This window comes from Streptomyces sp. NPDC016309 (genome assembly GCF_043077235.1).
Classification (GTDB): domain Bacteria; phylum Actinomycetota; class Actinomycetes; order Streptomycetales; family Streptomycetaceae; genus Streptomyces.
In genome coordinates this window covers 104,797-127,128 of the sequence record NZ_JBIBSG010000012.1, presented here as the reverse complement: position 1 = coordinate 127,128, position 22,332 = coordinate 104,797, and the positions used below count along the sequence as shown (strand labels likewise).

20 protein-coding genes are annotated in these 22,332 nt (G+C 73.0%); 13 read left to right on the top strand and 7 right to left on the bottom strand.

The genetic code is table 11. The features are described from left to right. Positions 1 to 156: 156 nt before the first annotated feature. Entirely contained in the window at positions 157 to 1,080 is a 924-nt protein-coding gene (locus ACF068_RS27475) for a glutamate ABC transporter substrate-binding protein (RefSeq protein WP_392276974.1), read from the bottom strand. A 63-nt stretch (positions 1,081 to 1,143) separates the two neighbouring features. Continuing rightward, a complete protein-coding gene (locus tag ACF068_RS27470; protein WP_392276973.1) occupies positions 1,144 to 1,929 on the bottom strand; it encodes an amino acid ABC transporter ATP-binding protein in 786 nt (261 codons plus the stop codon). A gap of 274 nt (positions 1,930 to 2,203) precedes the next feature. Here ACF068_RS27470 and ACF068_RS27465 point away from each other — a divergent pair, with 274 nt between their 5' ends. Both ACF068_RS27465 and ACF068_RS27460 read left to right on the top strand, forming a co-directional pair. Next, positions 2,204 to 2,935, top strand: coding sequence for a response regulator transcription factor (locus tag ACF068_RS27465; protein ID WP_392276972.1), 732 nt, complete (start codon positions 2,204 to 2,206; stop codon positions 2,933 to 2,935). 15 nt (positions 2,936 to 2,950) lie between these two features. After that, positions 2,951 to 4,354, top strand: coding sequence for an ATP-binding protein (locus tag ACF068_RS27460; protein WP_392276971.1), 1,404 nt, complete (start codon positions 2,951 to 2,953; stop codon positions 4,352 to 4,354). Positions 4,355 to 4,395: 41 nt separating this feature from the next. Here the strand turns inward: ACF068_RS27460 and ACF068_RS27455 are convergent, their stop codons facing one another. After that, positions 4,396 to 5,394: a TAXI family TRAP transporter solute-binding subunit gene (locus ACF068_RS27455; RefSeq protein ID WP_392277006.1), complete on the bottom strand. Its 999-nt coding sequence runs from the start codon at positions 5,392 to 5,394 to the stop codon at positions 4,396 to 4,398. 137 nt (positions 5,395 to 5,531) lie between these two features. Here ACF068_RS27455 and ACF068_RS27450 point away from each other — a divergent pair, with 137 nt between their 5' ends. The 5 genes from ACF068_RS27450 to ACF068_RS27430 all read left to right on the top strand — a co-directional run bounded on the left by ACF068_RS27450 (position 5,532) and on the right by ACF068_RS27430 (position 10,388). Beyond that, the gene (locus tag ACF068_RS27450) at positions 5,532 to 5,921 is read left to right on the top strand and encodes an ArsR/SmtB family transcription factor (RefSeq protein ID WP_392276970.1); all 390 of its coding nucleotides are present in this window, start codon (positions 5,532 to 5,534) and stop codon (positions 5,919 to 5,921) included. After that, positions 5,918 to 6,151 carry a hypothetical protein gene (locus tag ACF068_RS27445; protein ID WP_392276969.1) on the top strand — a complete coding sequence of 78 codons (234 nt, stop codon included), beginning with the start codon at positions 5,918 to 5,920 and terminating at the stop codon, positions 6,149 to 6,151. The genes ACF068_RS27450 and ACF068_RS27445 overlap by 4 nt, the downstream gene beginning before the upstream one ends. A 331-nt stretch (positions 6,152 to 6,482) precedes the next feature. Next, positions 6,483 to 7,916 (top strand): cytochrome P450, encoded by a 1,434-nt coding sequence (locus ACF068_RS27440; protein ID WP_392276968.1) that lies wholly within the window; start codon positions 6,483 to 6,485, stop codon positions 7,914 to 7,916. 142 nt (positions 7,917 to 8,058) lie between these two features. Beyond that, positions 8,059 to 9,549 (top strand): tRNA (N6-isopentenyl adenosine(37)-C2)-methylthiotransferase MiaB, encoded by a 1,491-nt coding sequence (miaB, locus tag ACF068_RS27435; protein ID WP_392277005.1) that lies wholly within the window; start codon positions 8,059 to 8,061, stop codon positions 9,547 to 9,549. Positions 9,550 to 9,647: 98 nt separating this feature from the next. Next, a complete protein-coding gene (locus tag ACF068_RS27430) occupies positions 9,648 to 10,388 on the top strand; it encodes a class III extradiol dioxygenase subunit B-like domain-containing protein (protein WP_392276967.1) in 741 nt (246 codons plus the stop codon). A 209-nt stretch (positions 10,389 to 10,597) separates the two neighbouring features. Here the strand turns inward: ACF068_RS27430 and ACF068_RS27425 are convergent, their stop codons facing one another. Continuing rightward, a complete protein-coding gene (locus ACF068_RS27425; protein WP_392276966.1) occupies positions 10,598 to 10,855 on the bottom strand; it encodes an antitoxin in 258 nt (85 codons plus the stop codon). A 38-nt stretch (positions 10,856 to 10,893) separates the two neighbouring features. Beyond that, positions 10,894 to 11,079: a gliding motility protein gene (locus ACF068_RS27420; RefSeq protein WP_392276965.1), complete on the bottom strand. Its 186-nt coding sequence runs from the start codon at positions 11,077 to 11,079 to the stop codon at positions 10,894 to 10,896. Positions 11,080 to 11,336: 257 nt separating this feature from the next. Here ACF068_RS27420 and miaA point away from each other — a divergent pair, with 257 nt between their 5' ends. From miaA to hflX, 6 genes are all read left to right on the top strand, one after another. Further along, positions 11,337 to 12,275 carry a tRNA (adenosine(37)-N6)-dimethylallyltransferase MiaA gene (gene miaA / locus ACF068_RS27415; protein ID WP_392276964.1) on the top strand — a complete coding sequence of 313 codons (939 nt, stop codon included), beginning with the start codon at positions 11,337 to 11,339 and terminating at the stop codon, positions 12,273 to 12,275. Positions 12,276 to 12,382: 107 nt separating this feature from the next. Continuing rightward, positions 12,383 to 12,850 carry a hypothetical protein gene (locus ACF068_RS27410; protein ID WP_392277004.1) on the top strand — a complete coding sequence of 156 codons (468 nt, stop codon included), beginning with the start codon at positions 12,383 to 12,385 and terminating at the stop codon, positions 12,848 to 12,850. A gap of 101 nt (positions 12,851 to 12,951) precedes the next feature. Beyond that, positions 12,952 to 13,824, top strand: a complete 873-nt coding sequence (gene dapF / locus ACF068_RS27405) for a diaminopimelate epimerase (RefSeq protein ID WP_392277003.1) — start codon at positions 12,952 to 12,954, stop codon at positions 13,822 to 13,824. Between the two features lie 182 nt (positions 13,825 to 14,006). Next, positions 14,007 to 16,268, top strand: coding sequence for a RelA/SpoT family protein (locus tag ACF068_RS27400; RefSeq protein WP_392277002.1), 2,262 nt, complete (start codon positions 14,007 to 14,009; stop codon positions 16,266 to 16,268). A gap of 100 nt (positions 16,269 to 16,368) precedes the next feature. After that, positions 16,369 to 17,880 (top strand): M1 family metallopeptidase, encoded by a 1,512-nt coding sequence (locus ACF068_RS27395; RefSeq protein ID WP_392276963.1) that lies wholly within the window; start codon positions 16,369 to 16,371, stop codon positions 17,878 to 17,880. A 220-nt stretch (positions 17,881 to 18,100) separates the two neighbouring features. Next, positions 18,101 to 19,594, top strand: coding sequence for a GTPase HflX (hflX, locus tag ACF068_RS27390; protein WP_392276962.1), 1,494 nt, complete (start codon positions 18,101 to 18,103; stop codon positions 19,592 to 19,594). Positions 19,595 to 19,675: 81 nt separating this feature from the next. Here hflX and ACF068_RS27385 read toward each other — a convergent pair whose 3' ends face one another. Both ACF068_RS27385 and ACF068_RS27380 read right to left on the bottom strand, forming a co-directional pair. Continuing rightward, on the bottom strand, positions 19,676 to 20,848 hold the full coding sequence (locus ACF068_RS27385) for a trypsin-like serine peptidase (protein WP_392276961.1): 1,173 nt from the start codon (positions 20,846 to 20,848) through the stop codon (positions 19,676 to 19,678). A gap of 268 nt (positions 20,849 to 21,116) precedes the next feature. Beyond that, complete coding sequence (locus tag ACF068_RS27380; protein ID WP_392276960.1) at positions 21,117 to 22,292, bottom strand: trypsin-like serine peptidase; 1,176 nt, start codon at positions 22,290 to 22,292, stop codon at positions 21,117 to 21,119. Positions 22,293 to 22,332 lie beyond the last annotated feature (40 nt).

The following is a 22,332-nucleotide window of genomic DNA, read 5'->3' as shown; positions in this document are numbered from 1 at the left end:
TACCCGGCCCCGGGGGGCCGGGTACGTGGTGGTACGGCCCGGGTACGACGGGACGGAGCGCCCCGTACCGGCCGGGTACGGGGCGCTTCGCCGTGGTGCGTGAAGCGGCGGTGCGTCAAGCGCGGTGGAGCGGGGAGGCGCGGTGGCCCGGCCGGGTCAGTAGCGCACGAGCGCCGGCGGAGCGGTGTAGGCGGAGCCGGACAGGCCCAGGGTGGCCTCGTAGATCTTCTTGTACGTGCCGTCCTTGATCCGCTTGTCCAGCGCGTTGTTGACCGCGTCGCGGAGGGCCTTGTCTTCCTTGTTCATGCCGATGCCGTACGGCTCCTGCGTGAACGGCTTGCCCACGACCTTCAGCTTGGTCGGGTTCTGCGCGGCGTAACCCTTGAGGATCGCGTCGTCCGTCGTCACCGCGTCGACCTGCTTGGTGAGCAGCTGCTGGACGCAGTCCGAGTACTTGCCGAGCTCGGTGGTCTGGGCGCCGTACTTCGGCTGCTTGATCTCCTGGAGCGGCGTGGAGCCCTTGATGGAGCAGACCTTCTTGCCCTTGACGGCCTCCGGGCCGGTGATCGAGGACTCGTCCTTGCGGACCAGCAGGTCGGCGCCGGCCTTGTAGTACGGACCCGCGAAGCCGACCTGCGCCTTGCGCTTGTCGTTGATCGTGTACGTACCGACGTAGTAGTCGACCTGGCCCTTGGAGATGGCGGTCTCACGGGTGCTGGAGTCCACCGTCTTCCACTCGATCTGGGACTCGGTGAAGCCCAGCTCGGCGGCGATCATCTTGGCGATCTCGACGTCGAAGCCGGAGCGCTTCTTGGTCGCCTGGTCCTCGAAGCCGAGGTACGGCTGGTCGGCCTTGGAGCCGATGATCAGCTTGCCGCGCTCCTTGGCCTTCTTGAAGGTCGCCGAGTCCTTCAGGTCGACGTCCGTCGCGACGACGTACTTCGGCAGCGCCGGAGCGTTCGAGGAGCCGGGCTGGACGCCGGCCGGCTTGTCGCCCGCCGACCCCTCCTTGCCACCACAGGCGGTCGCGGACAGCGCGAGCACAGCAACGGCCAGCGCGGCCGTCTTGCGGAGCTTCATGGTGAACATCCCTTATGTCGTGGTTCGTTGGTCGTCGTCACCGCTGGCGTCCAGCGGGATCCCTCAGTGGTGAAGGATCTTCGACAGGAAGTCCTTGGCCCGGTCGCTGCGCGGGTTGCTGAAGAACTGGTCCGGCGTCGCCTCTTCGACGATCCGGCCGTCCGCCATGAAGACGACGCGGTTGGCGGCGGACCGGGCGAAGCCCATCTCGTGGGTGACGACGATCATCGTCATCCCGTCCCGCGCCAGCTGCTGCATGACCTCGAGGACCTCGTTGATCATCTCGGGGTCGAGCGCCGAGGTGGGCTCGTCGAAGAGCATCACCTTCGGGTCCATCGCCAGGGCTCGGGCGATCGCGACGCGCTGCTGCTGTCCACCGGACAGCTGCGCCGGGTACTTGTCGGCCTGGGAGCCGACGCCCACCCGGTCGAGCAGCGTCCGGGCCTTCTGCTCCGCGGCCTTCTTGTCCGCCTTGCGGACCTTGACCTGGCCCAGCATGACGTTCTCCAGCACCGTCTTGTGCGCGAAGAGGTTGAACGACTGGAAGACCATGCCGACGTCGGCGCGCAGCCGGGCGAGCTCCTTGCCCTCCTGGGGCAGCGGCTTGCCGTCGATGGTGATGCTGCCCGAGTCGATCGTCTCCAGGCGGTTGATGGTGCGGCACAGCGTGGACTTGCCGGACCCGGACGGTCCGATGACGACCACGACCTCGCCACGGGCGATGGTCAGGTCGATGTCCTGGAGCACATGCAGCGCGCCGAAGTGCTTGTTGACGTTGCTCAGCACGACCAGGTCGCCCGCCGTCGGTACGGCGTCCTCCGCGCCCTTGGTCACTGACACTCCGCTCATCGGCTTCTTGCTCCGTCCTCCTCGGTTGAGGAGGACACTAAGCACGTGGTGCGACCAGCGTCATTACATCTGAGCGGAAATTGAGGATAACGATCCGGCTTCAACCGGACACTATGCGTGAACGGGACGGCCCCGCTACGGCCTTGTGGAGAACGGGTGCATAACGGAACCCCCGTCGCCGCCGGAACCCTCTTGACTGTCGGGGCACGCATCAGCGTTCATGCCGAAGTGGCCATAGGGTCACTCAAGCGATCGCACCTTTCGGAGGGGGGCCATGAGACTGCTGCTCGTCGAGGACGACGACCACGTCGCCGCGGCCCTGTCCGCGATCCTCAAGAAGCACGGGTTCGACGTCACCCACGCCCGCAACGGCGAAGAGGCCCTCCAGGCCGTGCTGCCCGCCGCCAACGCCGGACGGCCCCCCTTCGGGGTGGTCCTCCTGGACCTCGGCCTGCCCGACCAGGACGGCTACCAGGTCTGCGGCAAGATCCGGAAGCTCACCACCACCCCAGTGATCATGGTGACCGCGCGGGCCGACGTCCGCTCCCGGATCCACGGGCTCAACCTCGGGGCCGACGACTACGTCACCAAGCCGTACGACACCGGTGAGCTGCTCGCCCGCATCCACGCCGTCAGCCGGCGCTCCGGCGCCACCGACCCCGACGACACCGGCGGTGGCACCGGAGGGACGGGCGGTACGGACGAGGCGGGACCCCTGCGCCTCGGCCCCGTGACCATCGAGCTGCCCACCCGCAGGGTCAGCGTGGCGGGCGCGGAGGTCCAGCTCACCCGCAAGGAGTTCGACCTGCTGGCCCTGCTGGCGCAGCGGCCCGGCGTCGTGTTCCGGAGGGAGCAGATCATCAGCGAGGTATGGCGCACGAGCTGGGAGGGCACCGGCCGCACCCTGGAGGTGCATGTGGCCTCCCTGCGCGCCAAGCTCCGCATGCCCGCCCTCATCGAGACCGTGCGCGGCGTCGGCTACCGCCTGGTCGCGCCCGCCGCGTAACGCCCTGAAGCCCCCGTGCGCACCCGGCTGCTCCCCCTCCTCCTCGTCCTCATGGCGGGCGTGCTGCTCGCGCTCGGCTTCCCGCTCGCGGCCAGCCTCGCCGCCGCCCAGCAGCAGACCGTCGTCGTCGACCGGATCGACGACACCGCGCGGTTCGCGGCGCTCGCCCAGTTCGTCACCGAGCGCGGGCGCGGCATCGACGAGCGCCAGTCCACCCTGAACGGCGAACTCGTCCGCTACCACGAGGTGTACGGGATCGAGGTGGGCGTCTTCTACCGCGACACCACCGCCATGGCCCGCGCCCCCAAGTACTGGGACGTCCCCGAGCGCGGCGAACCCCGCCGTGCCTTCCGCGAGGCCCTGCTGGGGCGCCGCAGTCACGACCCGCCGCAGGTCTGGCCCTGGCAGCCGAACGCCCGGCTCGCGGTCGCCTCACCGGTCGTACGGGACGGGGACGTCGTCGCCGTCGTGCTCACCGACTCGCCCACCGGCCAGCTCCGTTCGCGCATCCTGAACGGCTGGCTGCTGATCGCGGCCGGCGAGGTGGCCGCCATGCTGCTGGCGGTCGGCGCGGCGTTCCGGCTCACCGGGTGGGTCCTCAAGCCCGTCAAGGTCCTGGACGCCGCCACCCACGACATCGCCACCGGCCGGCTGAACTCACGGGTCGCCGCGGCCGGCGGACCGCCGGAACTGCGCCGCCTCGCACGGTCGTTCAATGAGATGGCCGACAACGTCGAGGAGGTCCTGGAACAGCAGCGGGCCTTCGTCGCCGACGCCTCGCACCAGCTGCGCAACCCGCTCGCCGCGCTGCTGCTGCGGATCGAGCTGCTCGCGCTGGAGCTGCCCCCCGGCAACGACGAGATCGCCTCCGTACGCACCGAGGGCAAGCGCCTCGCCCAGGTCCTCGACGACCTGCTCGACCTCGCCCTCGCCGAGCACGCCCCGGCCGACCTGCGGCTCACCGACATCGGGGAGCTGGCCGCCGAGCGCGTGGCCGCCTGGCGGCCGCTCGCCGACGAGAAGCGCGTCCGCCTGACCGGCTGCGGATCGGCCGTCACCGCCTGGGCCGACCCCGTGGCGCTGTCCAGCGCGCTCGACGCCGTGATCGACAACGCGCTGAAGTTCACGCCCGCCGGGGAGGAGGTCGCCGTGACCGTCACCGCCGACGGGGACACCTCCACGATCGTGGTCACGGACGGCGGCCCCGGCCTCACCGACGACGAGCTGGCCCGTATCGGCGACCGCTTCTGGCGCAGCGGCCGCCACCAGAACGTCAAGGGGTCCGGCCTCGGGCTGTCCATCTCCCGCGCGCTGCTGGCCGCGGGCGGCGGCTCGATCACGTACTCCCACCACGAGCCGCACGGCCTGCGCGTCACCGTCACCGTCCCGCGCACCGCCCCGGACGACGCCTCGGGCTGACGCCGCGGGCACCGCGAGCCGGGCGACTTCGGGGACGCGACCTACGGCTTGACCGAGCGGTAGTAGCGCCGGGCGCCCTCGTGCAGGGGCAGCGGGTCGGTGTACACCGCCGTCCGCAGGTCCACGAGCTGGGCCGGGTGCACCTCACGGCCGATCCGGTCACGGCTCTGGATCACCGTGCGCGTGAACGCCTCGGCCAGCGCCGGGTCCGTACGGTCGGTGGTGACGAGCAGGTTGGCCACGGCCACCGTCTCCACCGGCCGGCCCTCCTGGGCGAGGGCGTAGGCGTCGGCGGGCACCACCGCCGAGCGGTAGTAACGGCCGCTGCCGCCGCCCTCGTGCACCCGGTTCACCAGGTCGCCCTCCAGCGGGACGAGCCGGATCGGGAAGCGCTCGGAGAGCTTCTGCACCGCGCTGGTGGGCAGGCCGCCCGACCAGAAGAAGGCGTCCAGCCGGTCCTGCTCCAGCAGCGTCGGCATCGTGTCGATCCCGGCCGAGACGGGCTCGATGTCCGTCGCCGGGTCGATCTTGGCCGCCTGGAGCAGCCGGTCCGCGATCAGCCGTACGCCCGACCCGTCCTGCCCGACGCCGACCCGCAGGCCCCGCAGGTCCCGGGTGGAACGCACCTTCGAACCCTTGGGGACGATGAGCTGGACGTAGTCGTCGTACAGCCGGGCACAGCCGCGCAGGTCGTACGCGCCCGGCCTGCTGTCCCGGATGTACGTCGCGACCGCGTCCGCCGTGGCGACGGTGAAGTCCGCCTCCCCGGACGCCAGCCGGGCCAGGTTCTGCCGGGAGCCCTCACTGTTCCGGAGCGTTATCGCGACGTCCGGCACGGTGCGCCCGAGCGCCTCCTCCAGCAGCTCGCCGTACCGCTGGTACACCCCGGTCGGTACGCCCGTGCTGAAGGTGACCTTGCCGCGCGGTGACGGCTCCCCGGCGGGAACGAACCACCACAGGAGCACACCCAGCACCACGAGGGCGGCCGCCGACCCCCGGAGGGCACGACGGCGGCTGACGCGGGACAGGGCCTGGAGCATGGCGCGATCCTGCCAGCTCACGCCCGGTGGAGACCAGGCCCGCCCGGCAACGGTTCGGTACCTGTACGTGACGACCGGCGCTCCGTGCCGTCCGTGTAGTCTCCTCCCAAAGTTTCCCGGGATGTCAGAGGTGTGCCATGACCAGCGAGGAGCTTCTGGCTTTTCTCGCCGCCGTGGGTCACGCGCAGCGCCTCCGAGTGATCGCCGAACTCGCCGGTGGCCGGATGTACGTCAGTGAGCTCGCCCGCCGCCTCGGGATGTCCCGTCCCCTGCTCTACATGCACTTGGAACGGCTGGAAAAGGCCGGACTGGTCGTGGGCAACCTGGAGCTGTCCGAGGACGGCAAGGCGCTGAAGTACTTCGAGCTGGGCGCGTTCGACCTCCGTCTGAATGTCGATACGATCCTCGCGGCCGTACGCGCGGACGAGTCCGCGGCGACGGACGCCGGTGCCGCGCCGGAGCGGGGGGACGCGGCGGGCCCGAAGGACCGGAAGGGCCTGGCAGACGTGAAGGGGAAACGCACATGACCGGGGCTGTCATCGCCATCGCCGTCGTTCTGATCGTCGTCGGCGGCATCACGGCCGGGGTGGTCGCCTACTTCAGACTCCAGCGCCACCGCGCCGACGCCCTGGCGATGGTCTCGTACCGCAAGCTCGCCGAGGAGGCGGTCGCCCAGCAGGAGGCGCTGCGGGGACAGCTCGCCGAGCTGGGGGACCGCGTCAAGGCCGTCGAGACGCTGCTCCGCAGCGTCGACTGACCGCCCGGCCCCCCGGCGGGGCCCGCGCTCTCGCCCGCGCGCCCGGGCCGTCGCTTCGCCGCGCACGGCGGCGACCGGGCTCGTGCCGCCGCGCGCTCCGACGCCGTCGCCGGGCAGCGGCGGCCCCGGGCATCCGCGCCCCCGTCGCCGTGGCCGTCGTCGCCGGGTCGCGCCGCGCGCCCCCGCCCCGCGCTCCCGCCCCGCACCGGCCCCGTCGCGCCCCCCGCGTCGCATCACCTCGCGGGCCCTCTCGCGTTAGGCGTGTCGAGCACCGCCGCCGCTCGTACCGCCGCTCGCGCGCCCGCGCGGGTTCGACCGCTGGAGAGCATCCGTGACCACGTGCAGCGTCCCCCTGAATCTCGTCCCCGGACCCCGCGGCCTGCCCGTGCTGGGCAACGTGCCCGAGTTCGGCAAGGATCCCCTGGCGTTCCTGACCCGGCTGCGCGACGAGTTCGGGGACGCCGTGCGCTGGTCGCTGGGGCCCCGGCCCGGCCTGTTCCTGTCCCATCCCGAGCACATCGGCGAGATGCTGGCCGCCCGTGACCACGCGTACGACATCCTCGACATCGGCTGGGCGTTCAAGCAGGTCGTCGGCCGGAGCGTGATCATGAGCCGGGGCGACGACTGGCGCCGCAAGCGCTCGCTGGTCCAGCCGGTCGTCCGGCCCCGTCAGGTCAGGACGTACGCCGCCACCATGGTCGACTGCGCCGGGTCGGCCGCCGACGGGTGGCGGGACGGCGAGCGGATCGACGTACGGCGCGAGATGGCGCTCATCACCCAGCGGATCGTGCTGCGCTGCCTGTTCGGCAACGACCTCGGCGACCGGACGCGGGCGCTGGCCGAGGCGATGCGGGTGGCCGAGGAGGTGATCGGCGGGGAGGTGCGGAGCATGGGCCTCTTCCTGCCCGGCTGGGTCACCACCCCGGCGCGGCGGCGGCTGCGGGCGGCCGTGGCCATGATCGACGCCGAGGTGCACCGGCTCATCCGCGCCCGGCTGCGGGACGCGCCGGAGGCCGGTGGCCCCACCGGCGGGGGGCACGGCGAGGGCCGGGACGACCTGGGCCGGGACGGCGCGGGCGGCGGGGACGGCGCGGGCCGGGACGATCTGCTGAGCCGCCTCCTCGCGGCCCGGGACGAGGAGGGCCGGCCCCTGTCGTCCCGGGAGGTGCGCGACGAGGCGGTCACGCTGTGGGCGGCCGGGCACGAGACGACGTCGACCGCCCTGACCTGGACCTGGTACCTGCTGTCGGGGTCCCCGTCGGCCCGGGAGCGCCTCGACGACGAACTCGACCGTGTCCTGGCCGGACGCCCGCCCACCGTCGAGGACGTCGACCGGCTCACCTGGACGCGGCGGATCGTCAAGGAGTCGCTGCGGCTCTACCCGCCCGCCTGGCTCCTCGCCGGCGTGGCCCGGGACGGCGCCACCCTCGGTGGTACGCCCGTCCCGCCCCGGACCATCGTCTGGTGCAGCCCCTGGACCACCCACCGCGATCCGCGCTGGTTCCCCGGCCCCACCGAGTTCCGCCCCGAACGCTGGGACGACGCCGCCCCGGAGGCCGTACCCGACCACGCCTGGTTCCCGTTCGGCGGAGGGCAGCGCACCTGTCTGGGCGCCCGGTTCGCGCAGGTCGAGGCCGTCCTGGTGCTCGCCGCGCTCGCGCAGCGCTTCCGCCTGGACCTCCCCGGTGAGGAGGTGACGGCCAGGGCCGCCCTGCTGGTCCAGCCGTCGGCGCCCCTGCTCGCGACCCTCCGCGCCCGTTCCTGACCGCACGCGGCAGCGGGGCGGACCGCTCGGGAGGAGCGGCGTCCGTCCCGCTCGACGGCCTGGCTGCCCGGACGCAGGAGGGTGGGCCGACGGGACCCCTTACCCTTGACGGGTGAGCGGTAACGACGTGGCTGGCGGAGTAGTGGACGGTTTGAAGACGTACGAGGTTCGCACCTACGGGTGCCAGATGAACGTTCACGACTCCGAGCGCCTCTCCGGCCTGCTGGAGGACGCCGGTTACGTCCGCGCTCCCGAGGGCTCGGACGGCGACGCCGACGTCGTGGTCTTCAACACCTGCGCGGTCCGCGAGAACGCCGACAACAAGCTCTACGGCAACCTCGGCCGGCTCGCCCCCATGAAGACCAGGCGGCCCGGCATGCAGATCGCGGTGGGCGGCTGCCTCGCCCAGAAGGACCGCGACACCATCGTCGAGCGGGCGCCCTGGGTCGACGTCGTCTTCGGTACGCACAACATCGGCAAGCTGCCGGTGCTCCTGGAGCGCGCCCGCGTCCAGGAGGAGGCCCAGGTCGAGATCGCCGAGTCGCTGGAGGCGTTCCCCTCCACGCTTCCGACCCGGCGTGAGTCCGCCTACGCCGCGTGGGTGTCCATCTCCGTCGGCTGCAACAACACCTGCACCTTCTGCATCGTCCCGGCGCTGCGCGGCAAGGAGAAGGACCGCCGTCCCGGCGACATCCTCGCCGAGATCGAGGCGCTGGTCTCCGAGGGCGTCTCCGAGATCACCCTGCTCGGCCAGAACGTCAACGCGTACGGCTCCGACATCGGCGACCGCGAGGCCTTCAGCAAGCTGCTGCGCGCCTGCGGGAAGATCGAGGGCCTGGAGCGCGTCCGCTTCACCTCCCCGCACCCGCGCGACTTCACCGACGACGTGATCGCCGCGATGGCCGAGACGCCCAACGTGATGCCGCAGCTCCACATGCCGCTCCAGTCCGGCTCGGACACCGTCCTGAAGGCGATGCGCCGCTCGTACCGCCAGGACCGCTTCCTCGGGATCATCGGCAAGGTGCGGGAGGCCATTCCGCACGCCGCCATCTCCACCGACATCATCGTCGGGTTCCCCGGCGAGACGGAGGAGGACTTCGAGCAGACCCTGCACGTGGTGCGCGAGGCGCGGTTCGCGCAGGCCTTCACCTTCCAGTACTCCAAGCGCCCCGGCACCCCGGCGGCCACCATGGACGGGCAGATCCCCAAGGAGGTCGTGCAGGACCGCTACATGCGCCTGGTCGCCCTCCAGGAGGAGATCTCCTGGGAGGAGAACAAGAAGCAGGTCGGCCGCACCCTGGAGGTCATGGTCGCCGAGGGCGAGGGCCGCAAGGACGGCGCCACCCACCGTCTCTCCGGCCGCGCCCCCGACAACCGCCTGGTCCACTTCACCAAGCCGGAGCAGGACGTGCGCCCGGGTGACGTGGTGACCGTCGAGATCACCTACGCCGCCCCGCACCACCTCCTCGCCGAGGGCCCCACCCAGGACGTGCGCCGCACCCGCGCGGGCGACGCCTGGGAGAAGCGCAACGCCGCCGCGGCCGCCAAGCCCGCGGGCGTCATGCTCGGCCTGCCGCAGATCGGTGCCCCGGCCCCCCTGCCGCCGGTCACGGGCGGCTGCGCCGTCGGCTGACCCCAGGCGCGGGCACGGCGGGGCCCGGCGCGGGCGCGTCGCGGTCACGGCCGGGCGCCTCGGGGAGCGCCGCTCGCACGGCTAGTACGCTGCGGATCATGCTTGTCGCCGCCGCCGTGTGCCCCTGCCCGCCGCTCCTCGTCCCCGACGTGGCCGCCGGTGCCGCGCCCGAGCTGGACGGCGCGCGCACGGCTTGCTCCGACGCCCTCGCGGTGCTCGCGGCCTCCCGCCCGGACCGGCTCGTCGTGGTCGGTCCGGGGGCGGCCGAGGGCCTGGAGCGGTACCCGGCCGGGTCGGCGGGCGACTTCCGGGGCTTCGGCGTCGACGTCCGCGTACGGCTCGGGAGCGGGAGCGCGGCGGGGGAGGGGCGCGTGGAGCGGGACGGGGCCGGTGATCGGCTGCTGCCCGTGCCGCTGACCGTGGGCGCCTGGCTGCTGGAGCGCGTTCGCTGGGCCGACGCCCCCGTCGAGGGCCTCGCCGTGGCCGAGCGGCTCGCGCCCGCCCGGTGCGCCGAGGCCGGCCGCGAGCTGGCCGCAGGGGAGGGGCGCCTCGCCCTGCTGGTGCTGGGGGACGGCAGCGCGTGCCGCGATCTCAAGGCGCCGGGGTACCTCGACGAGCGTGCCGCTCCGTTCGACGAGCGGGCCGCCCGGGCGCTGGGCTCGGCGGACACCCGTGCCCTGGCCGAGCTGGACGAGCACCTCGCGTACGAACTGAAGGTGGCCGGTCGCGCTCCCTGGCAGGTCCTCGCGGGCGCCGCCGAGGGAGCCGGTCTGGAGGGCCGCCTGCTCCACGAGGAGGCGCCCTACGGCGTCGGATACTTCGTCGCGGCCTGGTCCTGACCGCCTGTCCGCCTGACCGCCCGACCGCCGCACCGCCCTCCAGCCCCGCTCAGCCGCTCAGCCGCCCTACCGTCGCGCTGCCGCCCAACCGCTCAGCCGCCGCGCCGCCGAGCCGACGTTCCGGCACCCGGCCGCGCACACGACGGACGGCCGCGCAGCACGGCACCGTGCTGCGCGGCCGTCCGTCGCGCCGAGGCGCGTGAACGAGGTCAGGGGGCCGGCGGGGCCGGCGGCGTCGGCTGCGTACCGCCGCCGCCGTCCTTGTGGGCGATCCGGCCCACGGCGTTCCTGGCCTTTCCCGTACCCGACTGGATCTTGTCGCTGTACTTGCCCTTGGTCTTCTGGTCGACCATCCTGGCGGCCTTTTCCAGCCCGTGGTCGATCTTGCTCTCGTGCTGCTGCGCGAGGTCGGAAACCTTCTCCTTGGCAGGACCGAGCTTGGCCTTCAATGAATCCAGGAAGCCCATGGGGCACCTTCCCTCGGAGTAACCGTCGTCAAGCGATGCTACTTACGGGCGCTCTCACCGGCCTCGTTGTCCGCCGCCTCTTCGGCCGACTGCTGCTTGGGGATCTCCACGCCCTCGGCGGCCGCGGCCTCCTCCTGGTGGTCCGCCTCCGCCGTGGCGGGCGCTCCCTCGGCCTGCTCGTCGGGATCCGCCGTCCCGTCCGACGACACCTCGGCCTGCGTCACCGCCGCGGTCTCCTGGGACGAGGCCTCGGCGGTTTCCGTCTCCTTACGCCGACGAAACCGTGCAAAAACGCCCATATCCACTCCATAGCGTACTCGTGCGGGCGAAATTCCGCGCCATCCGGAGCGCCCCATTGCGTCGCCCGGTGGCGCCGGTCCGTAAACCGGCGGTCGGAACCTCGCAACAGGCAACGACCCCGCTCTCGTGCCGTCACGTAACTCGTTCGAGGACCCCTCCCGGGGTTTGCGAGACTGTGACGGTGAGAAGTACAGCTCCCGCCCCGCGGGTCATCGCCGTCGTCGGCCCCACCGCGGCCGGAAAGTCCGATCTGGGCGTCCACCTCGCCCAGCGGCTGGGCGGCGAAGTCGTCAACGCCGACTCCATGCAGCTCTACCGTGGGATGGACATCGGTACCGCCAAGCTGACGCCCGAAGAGCGCGGCGGCGTCCCGCACCACCTCCTCGACGTCTGGGACGTCACCGAGGCGGCCAGCGTCGCCGAGTACCAGCGGCTGGCCCGCGCGGAGATCGACCGGCTGCTCGCCGAGGGCCGGACGCCCGTCCTCGTCGGCGGTTCGGGGCTGTACGTACGCGGCGCCATCGACGCCCTGGAGTTCCCCGGCACCGACCCGGCCGTCCGGGCCCGTCTGGAGGCCGAGCTCGACGAGAGCGGCTCCGGCGTCCTGCACGCCCGGCTCGCCGCCGCCGACCCCGAGGCCGCCCGCGCCATCCTGCCCGGCAACGGCCGGCGGATCGTGCGGGCCCTGGAGGTCATCGAGATCACCGGCCGGCCCTTCACGGCCAACCTGCCCGGCCACGACTCGGTGTACGACACCATCCAGATCGGCGTCGACGTCGCACGCCCCGAACTGGACGAACGGATCACCACGCGCGTGGACCGGATGTGGGAGGCGGGCCTCGTCGAGGAGGTCCGCGTCCTGGAGGCCCGGGGGCTGCGTGAGGGCCGCACCGCGTCCCGCGCGCTCGGCTACCAGCAGGTGCTGGCAGCGCTCGCGGGCGAGTGCAGCGAGGAGGAGGCGCGCGCCGAGACCGTACGCGCCACCAAGCGCTTCGCGCGCCGCCAGGACTCCTGGTTCCGCCGCGACCCGCGCGTCCACTGGCTGAGCGGGGCCGCCGACCAGCGCGCGGAACTTCCGCGGCTGGCGCTGGCGTTGGTCGAACGAGCGGTTACAGCCTGATCACGTGATGGCATCGGGACGCCCTGCCCGTCATTCCGGCGGCCGGCGGCGTGCCATCATCGAGCATCGATCGACCAGTGGAACCCGAGTTGGGAGGGCGCGTGGCGATGGAGGCCGGCCCTCGCGACAGAGAACACCAGGAAGTACCGGACGACACCCAGGTGGCCAGTGACGCACCGGGCCTGAGCCCGGACGGTCCCGACCTCAACGAGGACGGGACCCCGGACATCCCCATCGACGAGGTCGAGGTCGAACTGCGCCCGCAGCGCAAGCTGCGCATCTGGCAGCTCGCGCCGATCGTCGGCCTCGGCGTGATCGGCTCGCTGATGTTCGGCTTCCCCCTCGCCTTCGGCTCGGGCGACGGCGGCGCGGTCCTCGCGATGCTGGGCCTGCTGCTGTGCGGCTGCGCCGCCGGCTGGGGCATGATGGCCGCCCGCCGCGTCGGCTACACCTGGCCGGGCCTGCCCGCGCGCGGCTCCGGCGAGCGCCCCGACTGGCGCGTGATCGCCCTGTACGCGGTCGGCGTCGCCGTCCCCGTCGTCCTGGCCGTCTGGCGGGTCGCCCGCCTCCGCTGACCCCGCGCGGCCCCCGGGCCGTGACGGACGGACAGGCGGACGGGTGGCCGGACCGGGGCGGGGCGGGCACCCGTACGATTGATCGGGTGACCACCGAATCCGTGACCAGCGCGCCCATCGCCTTCCTCAAGGGGCACGGCACCGAGAACGACTTCGTGATCCTGCCGGACCCGGAGAACGCCATCGACCTGCCCCCCGCCCTCGTGGCCCGCCTCTGCGACCGCCGGGCCGGGATCGGCGGCGACGGGGTGCTGCACGCCGTCCGGTCCGCCGCCCACCCCGAGGCCCGGGGCATGGCGGACGAGGCCGAGTGGTTCATGGACTACCGCAACGCCGACGGATCGGTCGCCGAGATGTGCGGCAACGGCGTCCGGGTCTTCGCCCGCTACCTCCAGCACGCGGGGCACGTCGCCGCCGGGGACGTGGCGGTCGCCACCCGCGGCGGCGTCAAGCGCGTCCACCTCGCCAAGAACGGCGACGTCACCGTCTCGATGGGCCGCGCACGGCTCCCCGAGGACGGCGTCACCGTCACCGTCGGCGACCGCCGCTGGCCCGCGCGGAACGTGAACATGGGCAACCCGCACGCGGTGGCCTTCGTCGAGGACCTCGACCACGCCGGTGAGCTGCGGACGGAGCCCCCGTACGAGCCCGCCGCCGTGTACCCGGACGGTGTCAACATCGAGTTCGTCGTGGACCGGGGCCCCCGCCACGTGGCCATGCGCGTCCATGAGCGCGGCGCCGCCGAGACCCGCTCGTGCGGCACCGGCGCGTGCGCCGTCGCCGTCGCCACCGCCCGCCGCGACGGTGCCGACCCGGCCCGGACGGGCACGCCGGTCACGTACACCGTCGACGTCCTCGGCGGCACGCTCGTCATCACCGAGCACCCCGACGGGGAGATCGAGATGACCGGGCCCGCCGTCATCGTGGCCGAGGGTCACGTCGACCCGGCCTGGCTGTCCTCCCCTCGCGCCTGAGCGCCGAACGGCGTCCGGGTCACCTTCGCTCGAATGGGTGATCCGGTTCATGCTGAGCGAGAGCGGGTCAGCGCTACGTGGTGGGCTCGGTAGCATCAAGCACCGGCCCGGCGGGCACGCCTTGCCCGCCCCACCGCCGGTCGATGCCGTCGGAGGTGCCCATGAGCGCAGAGGCCACCAATCTGAGTGCCGAGGCCACGAACCCCACGCCCGGCCGCCGGCGCGGCCGCCCGAGGATCGACCTCCGGAGGCTCGGCCGCGCCGCACTGCTCGGTCCCGGCACCCGCGACCGGCTGCCCGACGCGATCGGCCACGTCGCCGACGCGCACCGCGCCCACCACCCGGACGCCGACCTCGCCGTCCTGCACCGGGCCTACGTCCTGGCCGAGTCCTCGCACCGGGGCCAGTTCCGCAAGAGCGGCGAGCCGTACATCACCCACCCGCTCGCCGTCACCCTCATCCTCGCCGAACTCGGCGCGGAGACCACCACCTTGACCGCCTCGCTCCTCCACGACACCGTCGAGGACACCGACGTGACCCTCGATCAGGTGAGGGAGGAGTTCGGCGAGGAGGTCTGCTACCTCGTCGACGGCGTCACCAAACTGGAGAAGGTCGACTACGGGGCCGCCGCCGAGCCCGAGACCTTCCGCAAAATGCTCGTCGCCACCGGCAACGACGTACGCGTCATGTCCATCAAGCTCGCCGACCGGCTGCACAACATGCGCACCCTCGGCGTGATGCGCCACGAGAAACAGGTCCGCATCGCCAAGGTGACCCGCGACGTCCTCATCCCGCTGGCCGAACGGCTCGGCGTCCAGGCCCTGAAGACCGAGCTCGAGGACCTGGTCTTCGCCATCCTCCACCCCGCCGAGTACGAGAACACCCGCGCGCTGATCGCCGGCAACGCCACCGCCGGGGACGCGCTGGCCGCCATCGCCGACGACGTCAGGGCGGTGCTCCGGGACGCCCGCATCCCGGCCGACGTGCTCGTGCGGCCCCGCCACTTCGTGTCCGTGCACCGCGTCCGGCTCAAGCGCGGCGAACTGCGCGGCACCGACTTCGGCCGGCTGCTCGTGCTGGTCGGCGACGACGCCGACTGCTACGGGGTGCTGGGCGAGCTGCACACCTGCTTCACCCCGGTGATCTCCGAGTTCAAGGACTTCATCGCCGCCCCCAAGTTCAACCTGTACCAGTCGCTCCACACCGCCGTCGCCGCGCCCGACGGGGCCGTCGCCGAAGTCCTCATCCGTACGCACCAGATGCACAAGGTCGCCGAAGCAGGCGTCGTCGCCCTCGGCAACCCCTACGCGGCACCGGCCGAGGGCGCCGAGCCGGCGGGCGAGGACGGTGAGCGCACCGACCCGACCCGGCCCGGCTGGCTCTCCCGGCTGCTCGCCTGGCAGCGGGCCACCCCCGACCCCGACACCTTCTGGACCTCGCTCCGCGACGACCTGGCCCAGGACGGCGAGATCACCGTCTTCCGGCCGGACGGCGGCACCCTCGCGCTGCCGGCCGGCGCGACCTGCGTGGACGCCGCGTACGCGCAGTACGGCGAGGCCGCCCACACCTGTGTCGGCGCCCGCGTCAACGGCCGCCTGGCGGCACTGGGCACGGTCCTCAACGACGGGGACACGGTGCAGCCCCTGCTCGCCCGGGACGACTCGGCGCCGGAGAACGCGCCGGCGGGGGGCTCCGGCGGCGGGAGCGGGGCGGCCGGTCCGGCCGTGGCCCCCGGGAGCGCCGAGGGACCCGGGAGCCCCGCCGGCCCCGGGGACCCCGCGTGCCCCGCCGGCCCCGTCCCCGTTGGCGTGGACGACGGCACCGGGCCCTCCCCGGACTGGCTGGAGCACGCCCGCACCCCGGCCGCCCGGATCGCCATCACCGGCTGGCTGGCCGCCCACCCCGGGGGCGTGAAGGTCCCCGCGGCCGCCCCCCGCCCGCCGTCCGCCGCCGTGAGCGCCGAGACCCCGGCCCCCCGGGACGCCGCCGCGAACGCCGTGGTGGCCGACCTGCCGGACGCCACCGTGCGGCTGGCCGGCTGCTGCACCCCCGTACCGCCCGACGCGGTCACCGGCTTCCCCGTGCGCGGCGGGAACGTCACGGTCCATCGCGCCGGCTGTCCGGCCGTACGGCGGATGGAGGCGGCCGGGCGGGTGCCGGTCGACGTGCGGTGGGGGGAGACCGCGGAGTGCCGGGTCACCCTGGTCGCCGAGTCGTTCGGGCGGCCCCGGCTGCTCGCCGACCTCACCGAGGCCATCGCCACGGCGGGCGCGGCGATCGTCTCGGCCACCGTGGAACCCCCCAGCGAGCAGCGCGTCCGCCACACGTACACGCTCCAGCTCGACGACGCGGCCGAGCTTCCCGCCCTCATGCGGGCCATGCGCGACGTCCCCGGGGTGTACGACGTCAGCCGCGCCCAGCAGCCGGCGCCGGCCGCCGGCTGAGCCCGCGGTCACGGCCCCCTGCTCCACCCCCGAGCCCGTTCGGGTGCGCGGGGCGCGCGCCGTCGCGTTCCCGGCGCGGCGCGCTGGTAGCGGTTGCTCCATGTCCCTCACATCGCGTGCACCCCGCACGGCCCGCACGTCCAGACGCCTCCGGGTGGCCCTGGTGGCGGCGGCCTCGGCCGGCCTGATCGGCGCGACGCTGCCCGCCCCCCAGCCGCTGGGCATCGGCGACCCGCTCTTCCCCCGGCTCGGCAACCCCGGCTACGACGTCCTCACGTACGACATCGCCCTCACCTACGGGGGCGACAACAGCAAGCCGCTGGACGCCCTCACCAAGATCGACGCCCGGGCCACCGACCGGCTCGAACGGGTCAACCTGGACTTCACCCACGGCACCGTCCGCTCGGTCGAGGTCGACGGCCGGCCCGCCGCCTTCACGCTGACCGGCGAGGACCTGGTCATCGAGCCGTCACGACCGGTCGCGGCCGGCGAGCGGATGCACATCGCCGTCGCCCACACCAGCGACCCCGCCGGCCCCAAGGACGCCGGGGGCTGGGTGCGGACCGCCGACGGGCTGGCGATGGCCAACCAGGCGGACGCCGCCCACCGGGTCTTCCCCGGCAACGACCACCCCTCCGACAAGGCGTACTTCACGTTCCGCGTCACCGCGCCCGAGGACCTGACCGTGGTGGCCAACGGGCGGCCCGCCGCCCGGTCGCTCGCCGGCGGCCTCCGCACCTGGCTCTACCGCGGGACCCACCCCATGGCCACCGAGCTGGCCCAGGTGTCCATCGGCCGCTCCACCGTCGTGCGTCGCACCGGACCCCACGGCCTGCCCGTGCGCGACGTGGTGCCGTCCGCCGACGCCGAGCGGATGGAGACCTGGCTCAAGCGCACCCCCGCCCACCTGGAGTGGATGGAGGAGAAGGTCGGCCGCTACCCCTTCGAGACGTACGGGGTCCTCGTCGCCGACGCCGACACCGGCTTCGAGCTGGAGACCCAGACGCTGTCCCTCTTCGAGCGCTCGCTGTTCACCCGGGGCGCGCTGCCGTCCTGGTACATCGAGTCGATCATGGTGCACGAACTGGCCCACCACTGGTTCGGCAACAGCGTCTCCCCGCACCGGTGGGCCGACCTGTGGCTCAACGAGGGACACGCCACCTGGTACGAGGCGCTGTACGCCGAGGAGACCGCCGGACAGCCCCTGGAGCGGCGCATGCGCCAGGCCTACGTCGACTCCGACCGCTGGCGCGCGGCGGGCGGACCGCCGGCCGCCCCCCGCCCCCCTGCCGCCGGCCAGAAGATCAGCCTCTTCCGCCCCGTCGTCTACGACGGCAGCGCCCTGGTCCTGTACGCGCTGCGCCAGGAGATCGGCGGACGCGCCTTCGAGCGGCTGGAGCGCCGCTGGGTGACGGAGAACGCGCACGTCACGGCGAGCACCGCGGACTTCGTCCGGCTCGCCTCGCAGGAGGCGGGGCGGGACATGTCGGCCTTCCTGAAGGGCTGGCTGTACGGCGAGCACACCCCGAGGATGCCGGGCCACCCGGACTGGCGCAGCAAGGCACCGGCCAAGGGCTCCACCAAGGCCCCGGCCCCCGCGGCCAAGCGCTGACCGGAGTTCTCCACAGGCGTGACGCCCGGGTTTCCACAGCCGGGAAACCCGGGTGACGGGCCCGGCGGTGCCGTGCGACCATCGACGGGTCGGCGGCGCTGCCGGGCCCCTGGAATGCCGAGGGCCCGCCCCGGGAATGATCCGGGGGAGTCACGCGTTGTGACTGACGAGCCGCTCGGGCTGCATCGGCCGCCCGAGTCACCCACGACGTAAGGATCCAATGACCTCCTCTTCATCCCCTTCCCAGGACGCGCAGAGCTTCGCGGACAAGAACCGCACCGAGAGCCTTCGGGCCGATGCCCTGATGGAAGAGGACGTCGCCTGGAGCCATGAGATCGACGGGGACCGGGACGGCGACCAGTTCGACCGCTCCGAGCGTGCGGCGCTGCGCCGCGTCGCGGGCCTCTCCACCGAGCTCGAGGACGTCACCGAGGTCGAGTACCGGCAGCTGCGCCTGGAGCGCGTGGTGCTGGTCGGTGTCTGGACCTCGGGGACCGTGCAGGACGCGGAGAACAGCCTCGCCGAGCTGGCGGCCCTCGCCGAGACGGCGGGCGCGCTGGTGCTCGACGGAGTGATCCAGCGCCGCGACAAGCCGGACCCGGCCACCTACATCGGCTCGGGCAAGGCCAACGAACTCCGGGACATCGTGCTCGAGACCGGGGCGGACACCGTCGTGTGCGACGGTGAGCTCAGCCCCGGCCAGCTCATCCACCTCGAGGACGTCGTCAAGGTCAAGGTGGTCGACCGGACCGCCCTGATCCTCGACATCTTCGCCCAGCACGCCAAGTCCCGCGAGGGCAAGGCGCAGGTGGCGCTCGCGCAGATGCAGTACATGCTGCCGAGGCTGCGCGGCTGGGGCCAGTCGCTGTCCCGGCAGATGGGTGGCGGCGGCGGTGGCGGCATGGCCACCCGTGGCCCCGGTGAGACCAAGATCGAGACGGACCGGCGCCGGATCCGCGAGAAGATGGCGAAGATGCGCCGTGAGATCGCGGAGATGAAGACCGGCCGTGACATCAAGCGGCAGGAGCGCCGGCGCAACAAGGTGCCGTCGGTCGCCATCGCCGGGTACACCAACGCCGGCAAGTCGTCCCTGCTCAACCGTCTGACGGGCGCGGGCGTGCTGGTGGAGAACGCGCTGTTCGCCACCCTCGACCCGACCGTGCGCCGGGCCGAGACGCCCAGCGGCCGGCTGTACACCCTGGCCGACACCGTCGGGTTCGTACGGCACCTGCCGCACCACCTCGTCGAGGCGTTCCGCTCCACCATGGAGGAGGTCGGTGACTCCGACCTGATCCTCCACGTGGTGGACGGTTCGCACCCGGCGCCGGAGGAGCAGCTCGCCGCCGTGCGCGAGGTGATCCGCGACGTGGGCGCGGTGGACGTGCCCGAGATCGTGGTGATCAACAAGGCGGACGCCGCCGACCCGCTCGTCCTCCAGCGGCTGCTGCGGATCGAGCGGCACTCGATCGCGGTGTCGGCGCGGACCGGCGCGGGCATCGCGGAGCTGCTCGCGCTGATCGACGCGGAACTGCCGCGCCCGCAGGTGGAGATCGAGGCGCTGCTGCCGTACACGCAGGGCGCGCTGGTCTCGCGGGCGCACGCCGAGGGCGAGGTGCTCTCCGAGGAGCACACGCCGGAGGGCACGCTGATCAAGGCGCGGGTGCACGAGGAACTGGCCGCGTTCCTGGCGCCGTACGTCCCCGCGGCCCACTGACGGCCGGGTGAACGCCGGAAGGCCCGCCCCCTCCGCACGAGGGGGCGGGCCTTTCCGCTTGTCACCGGGCGTACGGGCCGGTCACCGGCCCGCGAACTTGTCGCTCATCGTGGTGTAGATCCGCTCGGCGCCCCGGTCGAGGCGCGGGCCGGCCAGCCAGCCGGCGGTCACCGGGCCGATGGAGGTGTTGGACACCAGGGCCAGCTTGTTGCCGGGCTTCTGGATGAACCAGCCGCCACCGGAGGACCCGCCGGTCATGGTGCAGCCGATCCGCCACATGGTCGGCGTGCCGGGCGCGAGGGTGAGCCGGCCGGGCCGGTCGACGCACTTGTGCATCAGGGCGCCGTCGTAGGGCGGGGCGGCCGGGTAACCCCAGGCGCCCATGGCGGGGACGGCCGACGCCTCGGGGGCGCCGAAGTCGACATCGAGGGCCACGCCCACCGTCTCCTCCAGGGACCTGGTGCCGTTCTCCGGCTTCACGTGCATCACGGCGTAGTCGTACGGGGCGCCCTCGCCGCCGGTGGGGCCGCCCTGGGAGATCCACTCGCCGGAGGTCGAGACCCAGTCCGCCCAGTAGACGCCGTAGGGAGCGACCTCCTCGGGGCGGGCGTTCTCCAGCTCGGCCGGGGACTTGCCCAGGTCGTTGTACGCGGGGACGAAGGCGATGTTGCGGTACCAGCCACCGTTCTTGCCGGCGTGCACGCAGTGGCCGGCCGTCCAGACGAGGTTGGACCTGCCGGGGTTCGCGGGATCCTTCACCACGGTCGCCGAGCAGACCATCGAGCCTTCGGGGGAGTCGAAGAAGACCTTGCCCACCGGGGCGGCGTTGCGGTGGTACGGCTTCTCCTCCGCCACCGCCCGGACGGGCCGGGGCTCCGGATCCGTGGCGCCCTGGTCGGCCGAGCCGGTGCCGGCGGCCATCGTCTTCCGCGGCGACTCGGCGGACCGCATCCGCTCGGGCTTCCACAGCCCCTCGATCACCGGGTTGACGAAGTCCTTGGCCTCACGCAGCCAGGTGTCCTTGTCCCAGTTCTTCCACTCGCCGTTCTTCCACTTCTCCGGGTCGACCCCGTGCTCCCTGAGCTTGTCGGCGAGGTCGGCCGGCAGGTCCGCGCCGCCGGCTCCGGATCCGGCGGGGCTGGAGGAGGCTGGCCGGCCGGCTGCCTCGTCCTCGGTGGGGCCGCAGCCGGTGGCCGTCAGTGTGAGCACCGCCGCCAGGCCGGTGACGGCCAGCAACGGACGTATGGATCGCATGGTGACGATTCCCCCTGAAAACGCGTGCGTGGAACGGCGTGCCATGAACCTGACACACAAACGGGCGGTCTTCCCGGACCGCCCGTCAGGACATGCGCCCTCACTCTATGCCGGTGCGCCCGGCGGCCGTTGCCACCCCGGGTGACCTGCACGGAGTCTCCACGAGGCGCGCGGAGCCGGCCCGGCGGGGCCGGTCGCGGCGGTCGCGCCCGCCCGGCCCGGCGGGGCGCCCGGTCCGCACCGGGCGCCCCGCCCCGAGCCCCGGGGGCTACCGCCCCGCGAACTTCTTGCTGACCTCTTCGTACACGCCCTTCGCCTCGGCACCCAGGCGCGGACCGGCCAGCCACCCCGCCGTCACCGGGCCGATCGAGGTGTTGGACACCAGCGCCGGCTTGCCGTCGTCGCCCCGGGCGACCCAGCCACCACCGGAGGAACCGCCCGTCATGGTGCAGCCGATGCGGTACATCGTCGGCTGGTCCGCCTCCAGGGACAGCCGGCCCGGCTTGTCCGCGCACTGGAACATCTGCTGGCCGTCGAACGGCGGCGCCGCCGGGTAACCGGTCGCCTCCATGCTCGCGATCTGCGGCACCGCCGGGGCGTCGAAGTCGACCGGGAGCGCCGAACCGACCGTCTCCTCCAGCGACTTGCCGTTGCCGCCCTTCTCCGGCGTCACGTGGATCACCGCGAAGTCGTACGGAGCGCCCTTGCCGCCGGTGGCGGCACCCTGGGAGATCCACTGCTCGGAGGTCTGCGCCCAGTCGCCCCACCACACGCCGTACGGCGCCATGTCCTCCCGGGTGGCGCTCTCCAGCGCCGCACCGGTCCGGCCGCCGTCGTTGTACGAGGGGACGAAGGCGATGTTGCGGTACCACCCGCCGTCCTTGCCGGCGTGCACGCAGTGGCCCGCCGTCCAGACGAGGTTGGACTTGCCCGGGTGCGCCGGGTCCTTCACCACGGTCGCCGAGCAGACCATCGAGCCCTCGGGGCCGTCGAACAGGACCTTGCCGGCCTCCGGGACGCCCGAGTGGTACGGGGTCTTCACCGGCGTCGCGTCGACCGGCTCGGGCGTCGGGTCCGTGACGCCCTCGTCACCGTCGATGTCCCCGTCCTCGACCGGCCGTTCGGGCTGCTCCGCGTCCCGCATCCGGTCCGGGTCCCACAGGTCCTCGATGATCGGGTTGACGAAGTCCTTGGCCTCACGCAGCCAGGTGTCCTTGTCCCAGTTCTTCCACTCCCCGTTCCTCCACTTGTCCAGGTCGATCCCGTGCTCCTTGAGCCGGTCCTTCAGGTCGTCCGGGATCGTGATCTTCCCGTCGGACGGCCGTTCGGCTGAAGCGGTCGGCTCACCGCCCGCGTTGTCCTCGCTCGGGCCACAGGCCGTGGCCGTCAGCGCCAGCGCCGCGGCGACGGAGGCTGCGGCGAGCAGCGGACGAATGGGTCGCATGTCGTTGATCCCCCTGGGACTTCGTGACGGAGCACGTCTG

Coding starts and splice junctions, on each gene's coding strand:
- ACF068_RS27475 (WP_392276974.1), bottom strand. CDS start 1,080: ATGAAGCTCCGCAAGACGGCCGCGCTGGCCGTTGCTGTGCTCGCGCTG.
- ACF068_RS27470 (WP_392276973.1), bottom strand. CDS start 1,929: ATGAGCGGAGTGTCAGTGACCAAGGGCGCGGAGGACGCCGTACCGACG.
- ACF068_RS27465 (WP_392276972.1), top strand. CDS start 2,204: ATGAGACTGCTGCTCGTCGAGGACGACGACCACGTCGCCGCGGCCCTG.
- ACF068_RS27455 (WP_392277006.1), bottom strand. CDS start 5,394: ATGCTCCAGGCCCTGTCCCGCGTCAGCCGCCGTCGTGCCCTCCGGGGG.
- ACF068_RS27450 (WP_392276970.1), top strand. CDS start 5,532: ATGACCAGCGAGGAGCTTCTGGCTTTTCTCGCCGCCGTGGGTCACGCG.
- ACF068_RS27445 (WP_392276969.1), top strand. CDS start 5,918: ATGACCGGGGCTGTCATCGCCATCGCCGTCGTTCTGATCGTCGTCGGC.
- ACF068_RS27430 (WP_392276967.1), top strand. CDS start 9,648: ATGCTTGTCGCCGCCGCCGTGTGCCCCTGCCCGCCGCTCCTCGTCCCC.
- ACF068_RS27425 (WP_392276966.1), bottom strand. CDS start 10,855: ATGGGCTTCCTGGATTCATTGAAGGCCAAGCTCGGTCCTGCCAAGGAG.
- ACF068_RS27410 (WP_392277004.1), top strand. CDS start 12,383: ATGGAGGCCGGCCCTCGCGACAGAGAACACCAGGAAGTACCGGACGAC.
- ACF068_RS27395 (WP_392276963.1), top strand. CDS start 16,369: ATGTCCCTCACATCGCGTGCACCCCGCACGGCCCGCACGTCCAGACGC.
- hflX (WP_392276962.1), top strand. CDS start 18,101: ATGACCTCCTCTTCATCCCCTTCCCAGGACGCGCAGAGCTTCGCGGAC.
- ACF068_RS27385 (WP_392276961.1), bottom strand. CDS start 20,848: ATGCGATCCATACGTCCGTTGCTGGCCGTCACCGGCCTGGCGGCGGTG.
- ACF068_RS27380 (WP_392276960.1), bottom strand. CDS start 22,292: ATGCGACCCATTCGTCCGCTGCTCGCCGCAGCCTCCGTCGCCGCGGCG.